This is a genomic window from Polaribacter sp. 2305UL8-11 (assembly GCF_058147165.1).
On the sequence record NZ_JBYVJW010000002.1, the window covers coordinates 250,016 to 270,223 of the forward strand.

Below are 20,208 nucleotides of genomic sequence, written 5' to 3' on the forward strand. Positions count from 1 at the left end.
GCTTTTCTTTAATATTCTTTATAATAAAATTATTTTTCTTATAAAACTTTGAACACCTATAAAACAAAAAAAGAGTCGTTTTACACGACTCTTTTTTTAAGTTTATAAAATGTACTTTTTTTATTGTCCTGCCTCTTTTTTAGCATCATTTACCATTTTATCATTAGGTACAATTGCTACATTTACTCTTCTGTTTTTTGCTCTACCTTCTGCTGTAGAATTGTCGTATTTCGGTTTTGTTTCTCCATACCACAAAGTTTCAAATCTATTAGGTTGTACACCATCATTTATTAAATAAGAAGTAACAGATTTTGCTCTCTTTTCTGACAATGCTAAATTATATGCATCTTTACCTGCACTATCTGTATGCCCAACAACTAATATTTTAGTGTCTGGAAATTCTAAAAAAACCTTTGCTAATTTATCTAAAGTTGCCTTAGATTTTGTATTGATATTCGATTTATTTGTATCAAAATACACTCCACTATTCTCATCAAAAGTAACCACAATACCATTGTCTACTCTTTCTACTTGAGCTCCTGGCACTTCTGTTTCAATTTTTTTTGCTTGGTCATCCATTCTCTTCCCAATAAGTACACCTGCACCACCACCAATTACTCCACCAATTACTGCACCTAATTTTCCGTTTTTTCCACTACCAACATTATTACCAATAATGGCGCCTAAAATTGCACCTCCAGTAGCTCCAATTACTGCACCTTTTTGTTTGTTATTTGCATTTTTTGTGGCTTCGCAACTAGATAGACTAATTGTAATTGTAAATGCCATTAGTATAGCTGCTAATCTGTTTATAATATTTTTCATTTTTTTATTGTTTAGTAAAGTTCATATTAATTATAAATTGGGTACCATTAACGTTTAATCGCTGTTGCCAAAGCATATTTGCATCTGTAAGATTCTTTAAGTCTATTCTATAACCAATATTATTTTCGTTATTTTTTGGTTTTAACATAAAATCGTAGTAGCCAGAGGCTTGATCTATTTCTTGAATCACAAAAATAAACTCTCTATCTCCCTCAACACAATTTGCTGAGTTAATAGTATAAACACCACTATTATTATTTGGTACAAATTTCCATGTACTTCCTTCTAAACACTCTTTAGAAGCATCATTAAACATTGTAACATTATAATCGCCAGTTTTGCTGTAGGTAATCTTGTTTAAAATCCAGTTACCTTTAATTGTTTTTTCTTTAGATCGTAAAGTTTTAGAAACTCCACAAGAAAAAAAGCTAACTGTTAATAATAAGAGTATTAATTTTTTCATTTTGTTTTATTTTTAATTTGATGTAAAATAACAGTAAAGCTAAGAAAGTATTTAACACAAATGCAAAAAAAATGAATGCATTTAAAAATTTTAGAAAAAAATATCTTGTGCCAATCTAAATGTATTTGCGTGTGCATTAACTATAATGTTGATGTCTTTAGAATATCCACCACCCATAGAACACATTACAGGAATTTTATTGTTGAAACACGTTTGTAAAACAAATCGATCTCTTTCTTTACAGCCTTCAATTGTTAAACTTAATTTGCCTAATTTATCGGTTTCAATAACATCTACACCACACAAATAATAGATAAAATCTGGTTTTTCTTGATTGATGAGTTGTGGAAGTGTGTTTTTTAAAATGGATAAATATTCAGCATCTTTGGTATCATTTTTCAATGGAATATCTAAATCGCTTTTTTCTTTTATAAACGGATAATTGCTTTTTCCATGCATAGAAAAGGTAAAAACAGAAGCTTCATTTTTAAAAATTTCTGCAGTTCCATTTCCTTGATGTACATCTAAATCTACTATTAAAATTTTCTTAACTAAGCCTTTATTTTGAAGGTATTTTGCTCCAATTGCTTGGTCATTTAACATACAAAAAGCTTCTCCTCGATTGGAAAATGCATGATGCGTTCCACCAGCAATATTCATTGCAATTCCATTTTTAAGTGCAAATTCAGAAGCTTTCATGGTGCCATCTGCAATAATCATTTCTCTTTCTACAAGTACCTCTGAAACAGGAAATCCAATTTTTCTGGCAGCTTTTTGTGATAATTGAATATTTAATAAATCGAAAAAATATTCTGGATCATGAACTGTAAAAAAGTGTTTGTTATTTGGTATTTCTGGTTCGAAAAAGTTTTCCTCTACACAAGTTCCTTCATAGATTAATTGTTCAGGCAAAAGGTCGTATTTTTCCATAGGAAAACGATGACCTTTTGGCAATTCGTGTTTGTATATGGGATGATATGCTATTTTTAGCATTAACTTACTTGCTGCCCATTTTTAACAGCTTTTTCAGGTTCTACAAAAGCCAATTTTCCATCAGGTGTATCTGTCATTAAAATCATTCCTTGGCTTTCTACACCTCTAATTTTTCTTGGAGCTAAATTCACTAAAACAGAAACTTGTTGACCAATAATCTCTTCTGAAGAAAAACTTTCTGCTATACCAGAAACAATAGTTCTTACATCAATACCAACATCAACTTTTAGCTTTAAAAGCTTTTTAGTTTTGGCAACTTTTTCAGCTTCTAAAACAGTACCAATTCTGATGTCTAATTTTGTAAAATCATCAAACTCAATCGTATCTTTTTGTGGCTCAATGTCATTCTGAGCTTGTCGAAGAGTCTCTTTTTGATTATTGATTTTAGTAGCTGCCAATTTTTCTAACTGAGCATCAATGGTTTTATCTTCTATTTTTGAGAATAGCAATTCCCCTTTATTAATTTGGTGTTCTGCAGGAAGTAATACATCTTTTTCGGTAATGTCTTGCCAAGTTAGATCTCTCGACTGCGCTCGAGATGACAAATTAAGAATAGATTTTAATTTATCTGAAGTAAAAGGTAAAAAAGGTTCAGAAACAACAGCTAAAGCAGTCGCAATTTGTAAGGCAACATACATAATCGTTTTTGTACGTTCTTCATCTACTTTTATAACTTTCCAAGGTTCTTCATCAGCCAAATACTTGTTTCCAAGTCGTGCTAAATTCATCAATTCTTGAGATGCTTCTCTAAAACGATATCTTTCTATAGATTTTCCAATAATATTCGGAAACTCTTTTACAGCTGCTAAAACATCTTCATCAATCTCAGAAAAATTATTTGGAGTTGGTACAATTCCTGAATAATATTTATTGGTTAACACCACAACTCTATTGATAAAATTACCAAAAATAGCAACCAATTCATTGTTATTTTTTGCTTGAAAATCTTTCCACGTAAAATCGTTGTCCTTACTTTCTGGAGCGTTTGCAGTTAATGTATAACGTAACACATCTTGCTGATTTGGGAATTCTTCTAAATATTCATGCAACCAAACTGCCCAATTTTTAGAAGTGGATAATTTATTACCTTCTAAATTCAAAAATTCATTGGCAGGCACATTATCTGGTAAAATGTACTCTCCATGCGCTTTTAACATACTTGGAAAAATAATACAGTGAAAAACAATATTGTCTTTCCCTATAAAATGCACCAATTTGGTATCTTCTTTTTTCCAATAATCTTCCCAGTTTTTTCCTTCTCTTGCAGCCCATTCTTTGGTAGACGAAATGTAACCAATTGGCGCATCAAACCAAACGTATAAGACTTTTCCTTCTGCTCCTTCTACAGGAACAGGAATTCCCCAATCTAAATCTCTAGTAACTGCTCTTGGTCTTAAACCATCTTCTACCCAAGATTTTACTTGTCCGTAAACATTAGGTTTCCAATCTTTTTTATGTCCTTTTAAAATCCATTCTCTTAAAAAAGCTTCATGTTTATCTAAAGGTAAAAACCAATGTTTGGTTTCTTTTACTGTGGGCACATTACCTGTAATTGCAGATTTTGGGTTGATTAAATCTGTTGCATTGTGTGATGTTCCGCAGTTTTCACATTGATCTCCATAACTTTCTTCAAAACCACATTTTGGGCACGTTCCTACCACAAATCTGTCTGCTAAAAACTGATTTGCTTTTTCATCATACAATTGTTCTGTAACTTCTTCTATAAACTCACCTTTATTATACAAATCCACAAAAAACTCAGAAGCAGTTTTATGGTGAATTTCTGCGGATGTTCTTGAATAATTATCAAAAGAAATGCCGAAATCAGCAAAAGATTGTTTAATTATTCCATGATATTTGTCGATAATATCTTGTGGAGAAACGCCTTCTTTTTTAGCTCTCATAGGTATAGCAACTCCATGTTCATCAGAACCACAGATGTATGCCACATCTTTACCAATTCCTCTTAAATAACGCGCATAAATATCTGCAGGAACGTATACACCTGCTAAATGACCAATATGAATTGGACCATTGGTGTAAGGTAAAGCTGCTGTAATTGTATATCTTTTTGGAGCACTCATTTGTTTCTTTAATTTTTTTGGACTGATTTTTGAAGTGCAAAAGTACGAAAAAGCAATTTTTTAAAACCATTGAAAATGGATATATTTACATTGATGGAAGTTAGATTATTAGAAAAAAGATACATTTTGAGAAAATTTATACCACTCTTTCTTGTTTTAATGATGCCATTATCATTAATAAATGCACAAGAAAAACTAAAAACACCTGCATATTTACAAAAAGGAGATAGCATTGTAATTTTAGCACCTGCAGGAATTTTAAAACCAAGCAGAAAAGCAATTGTTTTAGAAGCAAAAAAACTGGCTGAAAGTTGGGGATTACACGTTGTTTTAGGTAAAAATATGTTTAATAACGGAAATCATTTTTCTGGTTCTGATGCAGAAAGATCTGATGATTTTCAAAAAGCATTAGACAACCCCAATATCAAGGCAATTTGGGCAGCAAGAGGAGGTTATGGTTCTGTGCGTATTTTAGATAAATTAGATTATACTCAATTTTTAAAACACCCAAAATGGATTATTGGGTATTCTGATATTACAGCATTTCACAATCACATCCACAATTTAGGTGTAGAAACTATTCATGGAATGATGGCAACCAGTTTAGAAGAAAAACCTGAAGAAATTATTGCAACCATTTCAAGTTTTAAAAGTGCGATTTTTGGCAAAAAGTTGAGCTACACAATTCCTTCATCAAAATATAATAAATATACTTCATCAAGCTCAGTACAGGGTTCATCAAGGAAAATTGAAGGACAACTCATTGGAGGAAATTTAGCCATTTTAACCTCAATGTTAGGCTCTAAAAGTCAGTTAAATACTGATGGTAAAATTTTATTTATTGAGGAAATTGGCGAGTATAAATATTCAATTGATAGAATGTTGCAAAGCTTAAAACGAGCTGGATATTTTAAAAATGTAAAAGCTGTGATTGTAGGTGATATATCTTTAATTAAAAAGAACTCCACAAAATGGGGAAAACCTATAGAGCAGTTGATTTTAGATGTTGTTCCTAAAAACATTCCTGTTTTATTTGATTTTCCTGCTGGTCATGAAGCAGATAATAGAGCTTTGATTTTTGGGAGAAAAGTTCAGTTATCAGTTTGCAGTGGCATTAAAAAGTCAAAAGTTGTTTTTAAAGAATAGTTTTGATTTTGAATAAAGAGGTCTCTAAATCGTTATAAAGTTTTAAAAATCGTTGTTTTCGATTTTCTTGTTTTTTGAATTCTTTTCCTTGAAAACCACCTATAAATTTAAAAACTTTGAATTTTGAATGATGATGGTTTTCTTCATCTAAATCGAAATCAATTTTAGAAATTTCAAGCTTAATTTCTTTAGAAAATGAACTTTTATCTATTCTATTTTTAAAATTTTGTATTTCAATTTGTAATTGGTTTAATTCATCATCAGTTATAATCTTATCATTTTTATGCCTTAAACATTCTGTTTTTAAAAACTCTAAATATTTAATGAGTGTTTCTTCAGTCATACCTATAACTCTAAATTATAGTAAAAAGCTAACGAAAGCCAACTAGTTTTTACTTCTTTTTCTAACCTAGAATATGGCAAATAGCCATTATAATATTCGAGTCGTAAACTGTTGTTGTTTTTAAAAGCATATCCAATTCCGCCATTAAAATCTGCATTAAAATTGTTGTTTTCTAAAAAACGAATATCATATCCTAAAAAAATTCTACTTAAAAACTCGCTTTCAGATTCAAAGTTTTTAAAAACACCTCCAGTTTGAAAAGCTAATTTTTTACGTTTACTATTTGTTCTAACGATGTATGATACTCCTCCATATAAACCCAATTTTTCTTTATTATAAGTATATAAAACCTCTATGGTTTCATAATTGGCAGGATCTACTTTCCAATAATCGGGATTTGTAATTGTAGTATAACCATTTTTTAGTAAAAAATCATCACCTAAATGAGAAGACCTATGATACAAATTGATACGCAAATAGTTGTTTTCATTTAAAACAAAATCGTTGTGTAAATAGATGAAATAATCAGTATTAAAAAGCGAATGTGTAACACCATTAAAGTTTGCAGAATTCTCTTCTTGAAACACAAACTGATTATCAATATGCCCACTAACAGCTAATTGATAATTATTCTTTTCATAGATTTTTTTAAAAACATTGGCTTTTAAATTTACCAAAACTTTATAGGAATTGAATTGAAACCCACCAGCTGTTTTAGCTGTAATAGGACTTATTTTAAAAGCACTACTATTGTCTGTTGGACTGAATAATAAGAAAGGAAAACTTCGCTTTTTTTGACTTAAAAAAGGTTCGAATTCATTGGTTGTATGTTGACCGAAAGTAGAAGAGAAACAAAAAATGAAGAGTAAAAAAGAAAGTTGATTTTTAGTAGTTTTCATTCAAAATAATTTACTTTAAAAGTAATCAATAATTTGTAAATTCACACAATGGCACAACACAATGAATTAGGAAAAAAAGGAGAACAACTAGCCATCGATTTTTTAATTAAAAACGGCTACACTATTCTAGAAAAAAATTACCGCTATTTAAAAGCGGAAGTAGATATTATAGCACAAAAAGAAGCAATTTTAGCAGCTGTTGAAGTAAAAACAAGAACCTCAGATTACTTTGGGAATCCAGAAGAGTTTGTAAATCTTAAGAAAATTAAACTATTACTTTCTGCCATAGATAATTATGTTGTAGAAAAAGATTTAGACGTAGAAGTTCGTTTTGATATTATTGCCATCATTCAGAACAAAAAAGAAACAAAGATTGAGCATTTAAAAGATGCTTTTCTATATTTTTAAAGTTTAATTCTATCGTCTTAGAAACTCTAACCAACTTTTTAGCAAGTAAGTTAAAAGATAAAAAATCTTAAATTGTATTTTTGATAAATTTTAATTCTTGTTTAAAGCACTACTAACTTTTTTACTACTATTTATTAGCTTTTTAACAAAAGCTCAAGAGCCTGTTTCTATTCGTCTTTCAGAAAAAGATGGTTTACCAGACAAAGAATTTTATAATATTATAGAAGACAGTAAAGGCTTTATTTGGCTCTGTGCAGATAAAGGATTGTTTCGTTACGATGGTAAATCATTCAAAAATTATAGTAATAAAGAAAAACGAGGACTATCTGTTTTTGGAGTACAAGAAGATGCAGATGGTAATATTTGGTGTAACAATATTAGTGGGCAATTCTTTTATGTTAAAGATAATAAACTAGTTACTTTTATAGATTTAAGTAAAGAACTAAAAGGCGAATTAGCCTTGTTTCGTGTAAGAAAAAATTATGTAATTGTTGTTGGTCAGTATTCAATATATTATATTAATAAAACAACAAAATTAATTGAAAAAACGTATAATTCTAAAGCTGTTTATAGTTTAAATATTAAAGTTGGGGAGGATATTTACTTAGCCACAACAGATTCTATTGCAGTAATTAACAATAAAAAAGAGTACCAAAATTTATTTCCAACCAACCTTCCTATAAGAGACAAAAACGGAGTTACCATAATTCATGGTAAAACAGAAGTATTTCAATTAGATTCTTTGTTTTTTTTAAGACAAGTTCGTTTTCGTAAAAATAAATTTTATCAAATTGATTTTAATAAACAGAAATTATTAAAACTAGATGGGTATGAAAACTTTGAATCAGAAAGTATACAGCATATTTTTAAAAATGGAAATCAAATTTGGTTTTCAACAACAAATGGCGTTCATGTTTACAACTTTTTAGTCAATAAATTTCATGAAGAAAGGCAGTTTTTAAAAGGTAAAAGTGTTACAAAAACGATTAAAGATAAAGATGGCAATTATTGGTTTACTACTTTAAACAATGGTATTTATGTGATGCCAAATATTTTTATTGAAACCTATGAAATTTCTGAATCTCAGAAAAAAATAACTGCTTTAGACAAAGTAGACTCACAAACGCTATTTTTTGGCTCAAATAACGGAAATGTTAGTTTTTATAACATAGAAACAAATAAAGAAGTTCATATAAAAATGCCAGAAGCTTCTAAAGTTTCTGCAATTGCATTCGATTCTAAAAACGGATTAGGATACCTTGGCAAACAAACACAGGTATATGAATTAGAGAAAAAAACATTAAAATTTAAGCCTATTTTTAGTGCTTCATCTGCCAAGAGTTTTTCTATTTTAAATAATAAAGATGTTTTTGTTGTAGATTATAAATCAACTACACTTTTAAAGTACGCTAACAATTACAAACCACAGAAAATACTGCTAAATAGAAGACCTTATACTTCTTACTTTAGTTCGAAAACCAATATAGTTTTTGTAGGTTATGTAGATGGTTTGGTTGCTTACAATCATTTATGGAACCCCAAAACAATCATATATAAAAAAGAGAATATATATGCTCTGTCAATTACAGAAACTGAAGATAATATTGTATGGATTGCAACATTTAAAGACGGCATTTTTGGAATAAAAAACAATGAGGTTATACATCATTTTACAACAAAAGAAGGTTTAGTTTCTAACCGAATCGAAAAAATAGAAGCAGATAAAACCGATTTATGGATTGCAACTGATGCTGGAATTCAACTCTTAAATACCAAGACAAAATCTTTTAAAACCTTAACAAAAAGAGATGGTATTATTTCTTATGATATTTCTGGAATAGAAATTATGGGAAATAAAGTGGTGTTTGCATCTAGTGAAGGTTTATTTTCAGTTGATAAAAAGTATGCTTTTAAAGAGCAAAATACAGGTGAAGTTTATTTTACAGACATCCAAATTAATGATAATAAAAAGGAGTTAAAATCTAATTACGAGTTAGATTACAACCAAAATGCCATAAAAATTAGTTTTAATGTAAATGGATTAATTTTTAACCAAAAAGGAAAATACAAATACCGATTATTGGGTTATAATGATAGCTGGATAACTACAACTATTGGAGAAACCAGTGTAAAATATAATAGCTTACCAGCTGGAAATTACACTTTTCAAGTACAACCTTTTTTAGATTTAGAAGAGAATAAAAATGAAATAAAATCACTAAATTTTTCTATAAAAAAGCCATTTTGGGAAACTTGGTGGTTTATTTTTGGGGTATCAATTTTGGTTTTAGGTTCTATTATTTTATACTTCCGAAGAAAAATCAAGAAAAAAGAAATACAGCGTCAATCTCAAATAAATCAACTCTCTTTAGATAATGAGCTGATTGCTTTAAAATTAGAGAATTTACGCTCGCAGATGAATCCGCATTTTATATTTAATGCATTAAACTCTATTCAAGAATATATTATTCTAAATCAAAAAAAATTAGCAAGTGAATATTTAGGGAAATTTGCAGATTTAATTAGAACTTATTTAAACCATAGTAGCAAAGGACAAATTACTTTAAAAGAAGAAATAGATTGTTTAGAAATGTACCTAGAATTAGAAAAACTGCGTTTTGAAGACAAACTAAATTATTCGATTTCTAATTCCGAAAATTTAATTCCAGATGCTATTTACATTCCAACTATGTTAATTCAGCCTTATGTAGAAAATGCTTTAAAACATGGTTTATTGCATCGTAAAAATGAGCGTATCTTAACAATAGATTTCTCTATAGACAAACAAAATAAAATTATTAAATGTAGCATTACAGACAATGGAGTTGGGCGTGAAAAAGCAGCAGAATTTAAGGCAAGAAGTGGTAAAAACCATAAATCTTTTGCTACAAAAGCAACCAAAGATCGTTTGGCATTATTAAATTACGGAAAAGAAAAGCAAGCTGGCATAAATATTACAGATTTATTCGAAAACAATACTCCAAAAGGAACACAAGTAAACATTACGATACCATATACAACAATTTAATTATGAATGTAGTAATTATAGACGATGAACCAAAAGCACGGAATTTATTAGAAATTTTAATCAAAGAAAATTGCTCTAAAATTACATCAATCTCAACTGCAGAAGACTTATTAAGTGGTGTAGCATTGATTAAAAAGACAAAGCCAAAAATTGTTTTTTTAGATATTGAAATGCCAGTGCATTCTGGTTTAGAAATTTTCGATTTTATAGATAAAAACCATCATCATTTCGAAATTATTTTTACAACTGCATACAGCGAATATGCCATCAAAGCCTTCGAACTTTCTGCTGTAGATTATTTATTAAAACCATTAAGAACTAATAAGTTAATTGCAGCAATAGAAAAAGCAATACAAAATAGTGGAAAATCTACAATTAATTTAAAATTAGACGAACTTCAAAAAAGTTTAAAATCTGCCAATTTTAAAAAAATAGGATTGCCAATTGCAGACGGAATCAAGTTTGTTAATTTTGATGATATCATCTTGTTAAAAGCAGACGGAATGTATACAAAAGTAAGTATTCAAAATGCGTCTGATATATTAATTAGCAAACCTTTAAAACATTTTGTGGAATTGTTAGATACAATTCCCTCTTTTTATAGGCCACATCGTTCTTACTTAATCAACTTAAAATACATACAAGAATATTCTAAAAAAAATGGCGGCTATATAATTATGGACAACAACGAATCTGTTTCTATTTCAAAAGAGAAAAAAGAAGAGTTTTTAACCATTGTTCAAAATATTGGATAGTGTTTAGAAGTTGAAATAAGCATTTCAGAAATTCAACCTAAAAAACGACTCTAATTAATGGCAAATTTGTTTTCATAAAAACTAAAATGATTATGAAAACAAAATTACTTTTAATGCTACTTTTTATTAGTAGTGTGTTTTATGCGCAATTTCCTACAAATGACTTGGTTGGTAAATATAGCTTTGATAATGGAGCACTAACAGATGGAGCAAATAGTAACAATTTTACCCAAACTGGAACTTTACTAACTACAGCAAACGATCGTTTTACAGCTGTAAATACAAATGCAATACGTTTGAATGGAGATTATTTAACAAGATCTGATGTTAATTTTACAGGCAATACTGGTAGTGTTAGTTTTTGGATAAAAACAACCACAAATAATGGTAATGTTGAGACTATTTATGATGATGCATACAATAGAAATTCTGTTGCAGACAATACAACTTGGTCTGGTTACTATCTTTTTTTACAAAATGGAAAAGTTGGTTTTGTAATTCAGCAACTTTTTACTGCAAGCAATATTGGTAGAGTAGGAATTAAAAAAACGGGCGCAACAAATGTAAGCGATGGTAAATGGCATCACATAACTCTTTCTATAACTCAAGCCATAACTGGTACTGGACAATATAGAGCAGGAAGAGAAATTAAAAAATATTTAACAACGGCAAATTTATATATAGACGATATTTTTGTAGATCAAGCTACTATTAATAAAAACTCAGAATTTGGTTTTAATCCTAATGGAAATATAAATAGCACAGGAAACATAACCATTGCCAATAATAGAAGTAATAGTTTACCAACTGCAAATAAATACAAAGACCAAATTGACGACCTTTTTATATACAACCGCGCTTTAACAAGAGCAGAAATTGCACAGATAAGAAAAGACGGAAATTATTGTGTTGCACCACCAAATACTATTATTGGGTTATCTAATACTAACAATACATCTGCAACCATTACATTAAGTGGTTCAGGAAATTATGATTTGGCGTATTATAAACAAAGTGAATCCATTAGTAATGCAACTATTATTAATAATGTTTCCACAAATCCAATAAATATTACTGGTTTAGAAATTTCTACACCTTATGTAGTTAAAATTAGAGAACACTGTAATAACGTTTCAGATTGGTCTAATGATTTTGTCTTTACAACCTCTAGACCTTCAGGAATTATTTTTGTTGATGCTACTGCAACTGGTAGTAACAATGGTACAAGTTGGCAAAATGCTTTTACAAGCTTACAAGATGCCTTATCTGTAGTACAAACTTTTAATGAGAAAGAAGTTTGGATTGCCAAAGGAACATACAAACCAGACACCACTAATAGATCTGCTACTTTTTCTATAGGAAGAGAAAATGTTAAAATTTATGGAGGTTTTGCTGGTACAGAAACACAAGTTTCAGAACGTATTTTTGGCACTAATGAAACTATACTTTCTGGAGATTTACAAAATAACGATGTTAATCTTACAGATTTTGCATCAAACTACGCAAATACAACACGTAATTCAGATAATAGTTATCACATATTCAGAGTTTTTCTTGGAGGAGATAATTTATTGTTAGATGGCATTACATTTAGTGATGCACATAATAATAAAAACACAACAGAAAGAGGTGGTGCAATAGTAAAGGATAAAAGGGTTTCAAAACTAACGCTTAAAAATTGTGTTATAAAAAACAATGTTTCTAGAAACGACAATGCAGGTTTAATTGCAGAGTTTGAGTTGAATAATACTTCTGGTACAAGAGGAGGTTTAATTATAGAAAACTGTAAATTTATTAATAATATGTCACGTTGGGCGTCTGGAATTTATAGTTTTGTAAGAGCCAATTCTAATGTAGATATTACTGTTGCAAACTCATTATTTGATAACAATTTGGCAGCAGATTTATCATCATCTTTAACAGGAATAAGCGGAAGTGCTTCTTGGTTTAGAGTAATTGCAAATGGTTCTGATGTAAAACTAAACTTAGTAAATAATACTTATGTAAATCATAAAGATTTTGGAACAGGACAAAGTTTAAATAATTTTACCAGAGCTGTAGTTGGTATTAGTAAAACAGCTAATATTTCAAGTACTTTTAACGCAACAGTTTCTAATTGTATTTTTTGGAATAATAGAGCTTCTTCAAATGGTTCTAAAAGTAGATCAATTACAGATCTATATAAATCTCCTTTAAATTCTTTAGCAGTGACAAACTCTTTAGACGAGCTAAACTTTAATGATGATAGTATTTCTTCTAAATCAAATAATATAAGTACAAACCCTTCATTTAATGCAGATTATAGTTTAAAAGGAAATTCTCCAGCAATAGATACAGGAGATAATTCTAAAGTTTTTGGAACCACAGATGTATTAGGCAATCAAAGAATTTTTAACACCACTGTAGATATGGGTCCTTATGAATTTGGCTCTTCTCCATTAAGTGTAGACAATTTTTTAAATGATGATAAAGTCTTAATTTACCCAAACCCAGTTTCTTCAATAGTAAATATTAAGATTAATTCTAAAGTAAAAAAAGTAATTATTTATAATTTACAGGGACAAAAAATCATAGAAAGTATTTCTAATAAAATAAATATAAGCCACTTTTCTAAAGGTATTTATATGTTGAAGATTATTAGTGAAAACAATGGAATTTCAACCAAAAAATTTATAAAGAATTAAAAAAGAAAATTTAGTTAAAAGGCTGTTTAAAAAGTAGTTAAGCATGTCAAACTGAGCTTGTCGAAGTTTTATAATTCATTGATTATCAATTATATTTAGACAAAGCCTATCTTGAGCGAAGACATAAGCCTCAATATGACAAGTAGTTAATTTTTTGACTTTTTAGACAGCCTTTTTTTTATTTAAGATTTTCTACAATCTTTTTTAAATCATTTAATTCATCTGGTTTTGCAACAATTTTTTTATTTGCATCTAAAACAAAATAACTTGGTGTAGAGATAATGTTATAAGTTCTTGCAATTTTATTTTCCCATTTATTTAAACCTAAAACATGATGCCAATTGGGTAAGTTTTTCTTATAATTTTTCCAGCCAAAATCATTTCTTTCTAAAGAAAACGCAACTACTTTTACTTTTTTATTGGTTTGTAAAAACTTATGCAACTCAGGAATTTCTCTCAAACAATGAGAACAATCTGTACTCCAAAAAACCAAAATATAATTTTTAGCATCATTTAAAGTAGACAATTTTAATTTTTTACCATTTTCTTGCCAAGAAAAATCGGGTGCAATTCTACCAACTTCTGCTGCTAATAAAGCTAGTTTTTCTTCTTTAAATTGCTTGTTTTGTAAACCAACAGGTAATTTATTATAATAGTTTTCAAACAAATAATCTATCAATTCTAAGTTTTTTGAACCTTCAAATTGGCCAATTAAAAACTCTATAATATCTTTTTTAAAAGGAGCATTGTCAATCTTTGAAATTACTTTATCTATAGATTTTTTATATAATTTTTGTTGCGTTTCTTTATCATCAGAATAGTTAATATAGAAAACATAGTCTGTAATTCTGTCTACTAAAAAAGGCGAATTTAATAACGTTTTGTCGTTAAAATTCATACTATCAAAAAAAGTATCAACCATATTTGTCATATACTTTTGAGGTGTTGTAATTAATTCTGAAGAACTATTTCTAAAAGATGCTTTTATAAAAGGTGCTATATACATCCCTTTTGAAGCTGCTAAGTATTCTTTTTGGATGGTATTTAACTTGCTAAAAGCTTTTTTGTAAGCGTCTCTTAAATCAAGGTTTGCATTTTGCAAAGCAGTTACTTGAATAGAGTCTAAAGTTTGTTGTGCTTTCGAAATTTTATCCAAATATTGTTTGTAAAAAATATTTTCTTTTGATTCTGAAAAAGAAACAGATTGATTTGGATAATCTGGATGAAACCCAAAACCGATATTTTCTTTATTAAAGAAAAAATCTACAAAACCAGCACCTTCTAGCCTATAAGTTACTCTATAAGCGCCTACTTTTGTGTCTTTTGGTAGTGTAAAACTAAAATTACCTATTGCCTCTTTTTTTCCTTGAATAGAAACAGTATCTATATTTATTTTACTGTTTTGAACAAATTTTTGTCTTGCTCCTTCTATTTTATACAAAATTACCCAATCACTTTTTATAGTTGGTGTCATTGTTCCGTTTATAGTGTATTGAGCTTGAGCAAATGAGGAAATGAAGAGTAATAATACAAGTAATTTTTTCATCTTTTTAAAGTTGATTTTTTTGTTCTTGATAATCCATTTTCAAGAAGTGTACCAAAAATACTACTTATGTATTAAAATAGGTATATTGTAACGTTAAAAGTAAAAATTTATGGGTTTTTCTAATAAAGTAATTTGGATTACTGGTGCTTCTTCTGGAATAGGAAAAGCTTTAGCTATTGAGCTATCTAACCAAAACGCACAATTAATTTTATCATCAAGAAAAAAAGAACAATTAGAGTTGGTTAAACAAGAATGCAAATATCCTGATAAAGTAAAAATTATAACTTTAGATTTAGAAGATTACTATAATTTACAACCAAAGGTTGATGAAGCAATTACGTGTTTTAAAGGCATAGATATTTTAGTAAACAATGGTGGTATTAGCCAACGTTCTTTAGTTAAAGACACTAAAATTGCTGTAGATAAACGCATTATGGATATAAATTATCTAGGCACAGTTGCTTTATCTAAAGCTTTATTGCCTTATTTTATAAAAAATAAGAAAGGCCATTTTGTTGTAACTACAAGCATTGTTGGTAAAATTGGTACTCCTTTACGTTCTTCTTATGCAGCAAGTAAACACGCTTTGCATGGTTTTTTTGATAGTTTACGTGCAGAAAATCATGAAAAAAATATTGCTGTAACATTAGTTTGTCCTGGTTTTGTAAATACCAATGTTTCTATAAATGCTTTGACTGGTGATGGAACTCCACAGCAAAAAATGGACATGGCTACCAAAAATGGAATAGACCCAAAACGTTTTGCTAAGTTGATGATAAAAGCTATAAAAAAGAAAAAAGAAGAGGTATATATTGCAGGAGCCAAAGAAAAATTAGCCGTTTTTGCAAAACGCTTTTATCCAAAAATACTATCAAAAATGATACGAAAATTAAGTGTTACTTAAATTTAGAAAAAAACTAATCTATATAAGACAACCCCTCAAAATACTGAACAATTGCTTCTTTCATTAAAACCGTTTGTTCTCCTGGTTTTAAAGTTGGTAATTCTGTTATTGTTTTATAATGAGGCCAACCATCATCATCAAAAAAATCAAATTCGTAATAACCATAAGGTTCTAATAACTTACATATAGCAATGTGCATTAAATTTACTTTTTCATCTTTTTTAAATTTACGATGGCCTTGCCCTAATTCTTGTACACCAATTAAATAAATAATTCCATCTATGTTTAATTCATCTCCTTCTGCAAACTGGTTGGTTAATTTACCTACTAAAACCTCCCATTTTTCTTTTAAGCTAATTATTTTTGGCATACTACTTGTTTAAAAGAGTAAATATACGACCCACATTTTTAAAAAATAAAAAAAAGGTGTAGGTTTGAGCAAATTATTTTTATGAATATTTTTGATATTATTATTGCTGCATTACTACTTTTTGGATTTGTAAGAGGTTTAATGAAAGGGTTGTTTGTAGAAGTTGCCTCTTTAGTTGCTTTAGTTGGTGGTGTTTATGGAGCTATTCATTTTTCTTATTTTGTTTCAGATTTATTAAAAGAATACGTATCTTGGGAGCAGGAATACATCTCTTTGGTTGCTTTTGCAATAACATTTGTTATTATTATTATTGTAATTGCTTTTTTAGGAAAAATACTAACTAAATTAGCAGATTTTGCAGCCTTAGGAATTTTAAATAAATTATTAGGAGGTGTATTCGGAGCTTTAAAAATTGGACTCATACTAAGTGTTGTGTTTATTTTCTTCGGAAAAATGAATGACACAATTCCTTTTATAGAAAAGGAAACCTTAGAAGAGTCTATTTTATACAAACCCGTTAAAAAGATTGCTCCAACAATTTTCCCCTCAATAATTAAAGAAGAAAAACAAGTAAAAACCCCTACAGAAATTATATAATTTTTGCGGCTATTTTTTGTAAATTGCTGCGTGTTAAATAGGTTTTCAATGAAAAAGTTTTACAAATTAATATTATTTTTTAGTTTGGCTGCATTAATGTCTTTTGATAAAAAAGATTGCTCAACTTTAAAAAATAATACTTTTAAATATAGGTATGCTAAAAAGGATGTTATTGTTGTTTTTAAAGTGAATGATTATGTTGAGTATCATAATGATAGAGAACATTTTATAAAATCTGATATTGAATGGATTTCTAGTTGCGAATACAATTTAATTATTAAAGAAACCAATTTACCAGATTTCCCATTTAAGGTAGGAACAAAATTGCATATAAAAATAAACAAAGTACGTGGTAAAAAAGTGTACTATACTTCTTCTTTAGGAGGTAGGTCTTGGGAAGGAAGAATGACGAGAATTAAAATTTAATTTCTTAACGACAATAAAAAAAGAGGCTGTCTGAAAAGTCAAAAAATTAACTACTTGTCATATTGAGCTTGTCGAAATATAATTGATAATCAATGAATTATAAAACTTCGACAAGCTCAGTTTGACATACTTAACTACTTTTCAGACAGCCTTTTTTTTTACGTAAAATTATTTAGGCCTATAATAGATTTACTTTACCTGTTTGTAAAGAATATACTCCACCAACAATTTCAATATCACCATCAATTTCCATTTCAGATAAAATTTTACTCTTTTCTCTAATTCTCTCTATGGTTAATTTTACATTACTTTCTACTGTTTTAGCAACAAAATCTTTGTTAGAAGAGTCTACATCATCATCAAAACCTTCTGCTGCCACTTTTACTGCAGGTATGATATTATCTAACATAGCTGTAATGTTTCCAAGCTCAACACCATCACAAGCTGCTTTTACTGCTCCACAGCTTTCATGCCCTAATACAACAATTAATTTACTACCTGCAACTGCACAAGAGTATTCTAAACTTCCTAAAATATCTACATTCTCAAAATTACCAGCAACTCTAGCTACAAAAATATCTCCTATTGTTTGATCAAAAACTTGTTCTACTGGTACTCTAGAGTCGATACAAGATAAAATTACTGCTTTAGGAAATTGTCCAGAAACTGTGTCTTTAACTAATGCATTATAATCTGCAGATTGTAAGTTATTATTTACAAATCTATTATTTCCTTCCATTAAATCTGCTAAAACTCCTTTTGGAGTTAAACCACTTTGTACTTCTTTATTTATTGCTACATTTTTCATAATATATTGTTTTTAATGTTCGTCTTTTATATTTTGTTTTACCCATTTTACACAAGAATTAAAATCTTTAAAAATATGTTCTTGAGAAATTAAATCTGGTACAATGTCTATTCTTTCCATCATATATCTTGGTTGTTTTAATAAATTTACAAACAAGACTTCTATATTTTTTTTCTTTAAATTTTGCAACATATCTTCCATAACATACAAACCAGACTGATCCATATATGGCATTCTTCCTAAACGAATAATTACTGTTTTTGCTGTTTCTGGAATTTGTTTTGATAGTGCTTGAAAATCGCTAGTAGAACCAAAGAAAAGTGGTCCATTAACGTGCTTGATGAAAACTTCTTCAGATAAATTTTTAGGGAAACCTATTTCATCTGACCATTCATCGTTTTTTAGAGCCTTAATATTACTTGCTTTTGCTGTTAAATCGCCTATTTTTTTCATAAACATAAGCGATGCAAGTATTAAACCAATACCAACAGCATATACTAAATTCCAAAAAGTAGAAAGTAGCAAAACAATAATCATAATTAAAACTTCTGAACTTAATTTAACAGGGCCAATCTGTATGTCTTTTGGCAAATATGGTATTGCTTTTAATCCTTTATAATCCATAACACCAATACCAACAGTAATTAAAATACCTGCTAGAACTGCTGCTGGTATTTTTGATGCAATTGGCCCTAAACCAAGTAAAATTACTAATAGTAGAATACCAGCTATCATTCCAGAAAGTTTTGTTTTACCACCAGCATTAATATTTACCACTGTTCTAATAGTTGCACCTGCTCCAGGAATACCTCCAAAAATTGCTGCAATACTATTACCAATTCCTTGTCCAATTAATTCTTTATTGGGTTTGTGCTTGGTTTTGGTCATATTATCTGCAATTACACTGGTTAAGAGAGAATCTATCGCTCCTAAAAGCGCCAATGTTAAAGCTGTAAAGATATAGGGTGTAATATTGCCTAATGAAAACCCTGAAAAAATTTCCCATTTTATATCTGGAATTCCAATAGGTATTTCTTGAATACTTCTATAATCTAATTCAAAACCAAAAGCAATTCCAGAAATGACAACCAATGCAACAAGTGTACTTGGTATTTTTGTTGTAATCCGTTTAAAACCATAAATAATAAAAATGGTTCCTAAAGCAAGTAATAGTTCTAACCAAACAATATTTTTAAATGCTCTTGGAAATGCTTTTATGGCTCCTAATGCTCCTGAAGTTTGTTTAGCTGCTAAAGTTTGTGACTCTTTTTGAATATCTTCTGCAGTAATTTTTCCTGCTCTAGAAATGGTTTCTTTAAAGTTTTCTAATACTAAAACTCCTTCATTAACCTCTTCTTTTAAAATATTTTTTAAAATTACTTCTTCTGCTTGAGGTTTAAATTTGCTTACATATTCTATATCTTCTTTAGGATAATACCCTATTGCTGGTAAAATTTGTGTTAATAAAATAATAACACCAATAGCTGTCATAAAACCAGATACAACTGGATAAGGTATGTAACGAATATATTTACCTAAACCAATTAAACCCAAAACTATTTGAAAAACACCTGCTAACAAAAAAACTGTTAAAATAATTGGTAAAGCTTTGGCTAGATTACCATCATTACTAGCTACAATAGCTGCTATAACAACCATACTTACAGCTGTCATTGGAGCAGTTGGTCCAGATATTTGGGTGTTTGTACCTCCAAAAAGTGACGCAAAAAAACTAATAAATATAGCCCCATACAAACCTGCTGTAGGTCCTAAACCAGAGGAAACACCAAAAGCCAAAGCTAATGGTAAAGCAACAATCCCAGCTGTTATACCACCAAAAGCATCACCTTTAAAATTAGAAAAAAAGTTTTTCATACGTTTTTATTTTTATTACAATGTACTCCCTATTTCCTAAAAATAGTAATTTGT

18 protein-coding genes are annotated in these 20,208 nt (G+C 29.0%); 8 read left to right on the forward strand and 10 right to left on the reverse strand.

The window, feature by feature from the left end; all coding sequences use genetic code 11:
- Window positions 1–120: 120 nt before the first annotated feature.
- The 4 genes from ACY2RW_RS02775 to metG form a co-directional block, all read right to left on the reverse strand.
- A complete protein-coding gene (locus ACY2RW_RS02775) occupies window positions 121–825 on the reverse strand; it encodes a YiaD family glycine zipper/OmpA-like lipoprotein (protein WP_490121170.1) in 705 nt (234 codons plus the stop codon).
- Window positions 826–829: 4 nt separating this feature from the next.
- Window positions 830–1,288 (reverse strand): lipocalin family protein, encoded by a 459-nt coding sequence (locus tag ACY2RW_RS02780; RefSeq protein WP_490121171.1) that lies wholly within the window; start codon window positions 1,286–1,288, stop codon window positions 830–832.
- 90 nt (window positions 1,289–1,378) lie between these two features.
- Complete coding sequence (locus ACY2RW_RS02785) at window positions 1,379–2,281, reverse strand: histone deacetylase family protein (RefSeq protein WP_490121172.1); 903 nt, start codon at window positions 2,279–2,281, stop codon at window positions 1,379–1,381.
- On the reverse strand, window positions 2,281–4,365 hold the full coding sequence (metG, locus tag ACY2RW_RS02790; RefSeq protein WP_490121173.1) for a methionine--tRNA ligase: 2,085 nt from the start codon (window positions 4,363–4,365) through the stop codon (window positions 2,281–2,283). Before metG ends, ACY2RW_RS02785 begins: the two co-directional genes overlap by 1 nt.
- A gap of 162 nt (window positions 4,366–4,527) precedes the next feature.
- Between metG and ACY2RW_RS02795 the strand changes: the two genes are divergently transcribed.
- A complete protein-coding gene (locus tag ACY2RW_RS02795; protein ID WP_490121236.1) occupies window positions 4,528–5,511 on the forward strand; it encodes a S66 peptidase family protein in 984 nt (327 codons plus the stop codon).
- On the opposite strand, the gene ACY2RW_RS02800 is transcribed toward ACY2RW_RS02795, so the two are convergent.
- Window positions 5,501–5,854 carry a hypothetical protein gene (locus ACY2RW_RS02800; protein WP_490121174.1) on the reverse strand — a complete coding sequence of 118 codons (354 nt, stop codon included), beginning with the start codon at window positions 5,852–5,854 and terminating at the stop codon, window positions 5,501–5,503. The two genes, ACY2RW_RS02795 and ACY2RW_RS02800, sit on opposite strands and share 11 nt — an antisense overlap.
- Before the next feature lie 2 nt (window positions 5,855–5,856).
- Window positions 5,857–6,753 carry a DUF1207 domain-containing protein gene (locus ACY2RW_RS02805; protein WP_490121175.1) on the reverse strand — a complete coding sequence of 299 codons (897 nt, stop codon included), beginning with the start codon at window positions 6,751–6,753 and terminating at the stop codon, window positions 5,857–5,859.
- A 48-nt stretch (window positions 6,754–6,801) separates the two neighbouring features.
- Here ACY2RW_RS02805 and ACY2RW_RS02810 point away from each other — a divergent pair, with 48 nt between their 5' ends.
- From ACY2RW_RS02810 to ACY2RW_RS02825, 4 genes are all read left to right on the forward strand, one after another.
- On the forward strand, window positions 6,802–7,161 hold the full coding sequence (locus ACY2RW_RS02810) for a YraN family protein (protein WP_490121176.1): 360 nt from the start codon (window positions 6,802–6,804) through the stop codon (window positions 7,159–7,161).
- A gap of 97 nt (window positions 7,162–7,258) precedes the next feature.
- Window positions 7,259–10,189: a sensor histidine kinase gene (locus ACY2RW_RS02815; RefSeq protein ID WP_490121177.1), complete on the forward strand. Its 2,931-nt coding sequence runs from the start codon at window positions 7,259–7,261 to the stop codon at window positions 10,187–10,189.
- A gap of 2 nt (window positions 10,190–10,191) precedes the next feature.
- Entirely contained in the window at window positions 10,192–10,944 is a 753-nt protein-coding gene (locus tag ACY2RW_RS02820; RefSeq protein ID WP_490121178.1) for a LytR/AlgR family response regulator transcription factor, read from the forward strand.
- Between the two features lie 92 nt (window positions 10,945–11,036).
- Window positions 11,037–13,628 (forward strand): T9SS type A sorting domain-containing protein, encoded by a 2,592-nt coding sequence (locus ACY2RW_RS02825; protein ID WP_490121179.1) that lies wholly within the window; start codon window positions 11,037–11,039, stop codon window positions 13,626–13,628.
- A 178-nt stretch (window positions 13,629–13,806) separates the two neighbouring features.
- Here the strand turns inward: ACY2RW_RS02825 and ACY2RW_RS02830 are convergent, their stop codons facing one another.
- The gene (locus ACY2RW_RS02830) at window positions 13,807–15,174 is read right to left on the reverse strand and encodes a TlpA family protein disulfide reductase (RefSeq protein WP_490121180.1); all 1,368 of its coding nucleotides are present in this window, start codon (window positions 15,172–15,174) and stop codon (window positions 13,807–13,809) included.
- Between the two features lie 109 nt (window positions 15,175–15,283).
- Between ACY2RW_RS02830 and ACY2RW_RS02835 the strand changes: the two genes are divergently transcribed.
- Entirely contained in the window at window positions 15,284–16,078 is a 795-nt protein-coding gene (locus ACY2RW_RS02835) for an SDR family oxidoreductase (RefSeq protein ID WP_490121181.1), read from the forward strand.
- A 13-nt stretch (window positions 16,079–16,091) separates the two neighbouring features.
- Here ACY2RW_RS02835 and ACY2RW_RS02840 read toward each other — a convergent pair whose 3' ends face one another.
- A complete protein-coding gene (locus ACY2RW_RS02840) occupies window positions 16,092–16,448 on the reverse strand; it encodes a hypothetical protein (protein ID WP_490121182.1) in 357 nt (118 codons plus the stop codon).
- Window positions 16,449–16,529: 81 nt separating this feature from the next.
- On the opposite strand from ACY2RW_RS02840, the gene ACY2RW_RS02845 reads away from it, so the two are divergent.
- Window positions 16,530–17,045: a CvpA family protein gene (locus ACY2RW_RS02845; RefSeq protein WP_490121183.1), complete on the forward strand. Its 516-nt coding sequence runs from the start codon at window positions 16,530–16,532 to the stop codon at window positions 17,043–17,045.
- Window positions 17,046–17,093: 48 nt separating this feature from the next.
- Entirely contained in the window at window positions 17,094–17,471 is a 378-nt protein-coding gene (locus ACY2RW_RS02850) for a hypothetical protein (protein WP_490121184.1), read from the forward strand.
- A 178-nt stretch (window positions 17,472–17,649) separates the two neighbouring features.
- Here ACY2RW_RS02850 and ACY2RW_RS02855 read toward each other — a convergent pair whose 3' ends face one another.
- The gene (locus ACY2RW_RS02855; protein WP_490121185.1) at window positions 17,650–18,279 is read right to left on the reverse strand and encodes a carbonic anhydrase family protein; all 630 of its coding nucleotides are present in this window, start codon (window positions 18,277–18,279) and stop codon (window positions 17,650–17,652) included.
- Between the two features lie 12 nt (window positions 18,280–18,291).
- Window positions 18,292–20,154, reverse strand: a complete 1,863-nt coding sequence (locus tag ACY2RW_RS02860; protein ID WP_490121186.1) for a SulP family inorganic anion transporter — start codon at window positions 20,152–20,154, stop codon at window positions 18,292–18,294.
- Between the last annotated feature and the right edge of the window lie 54 nt (window positions 20,155–20,208).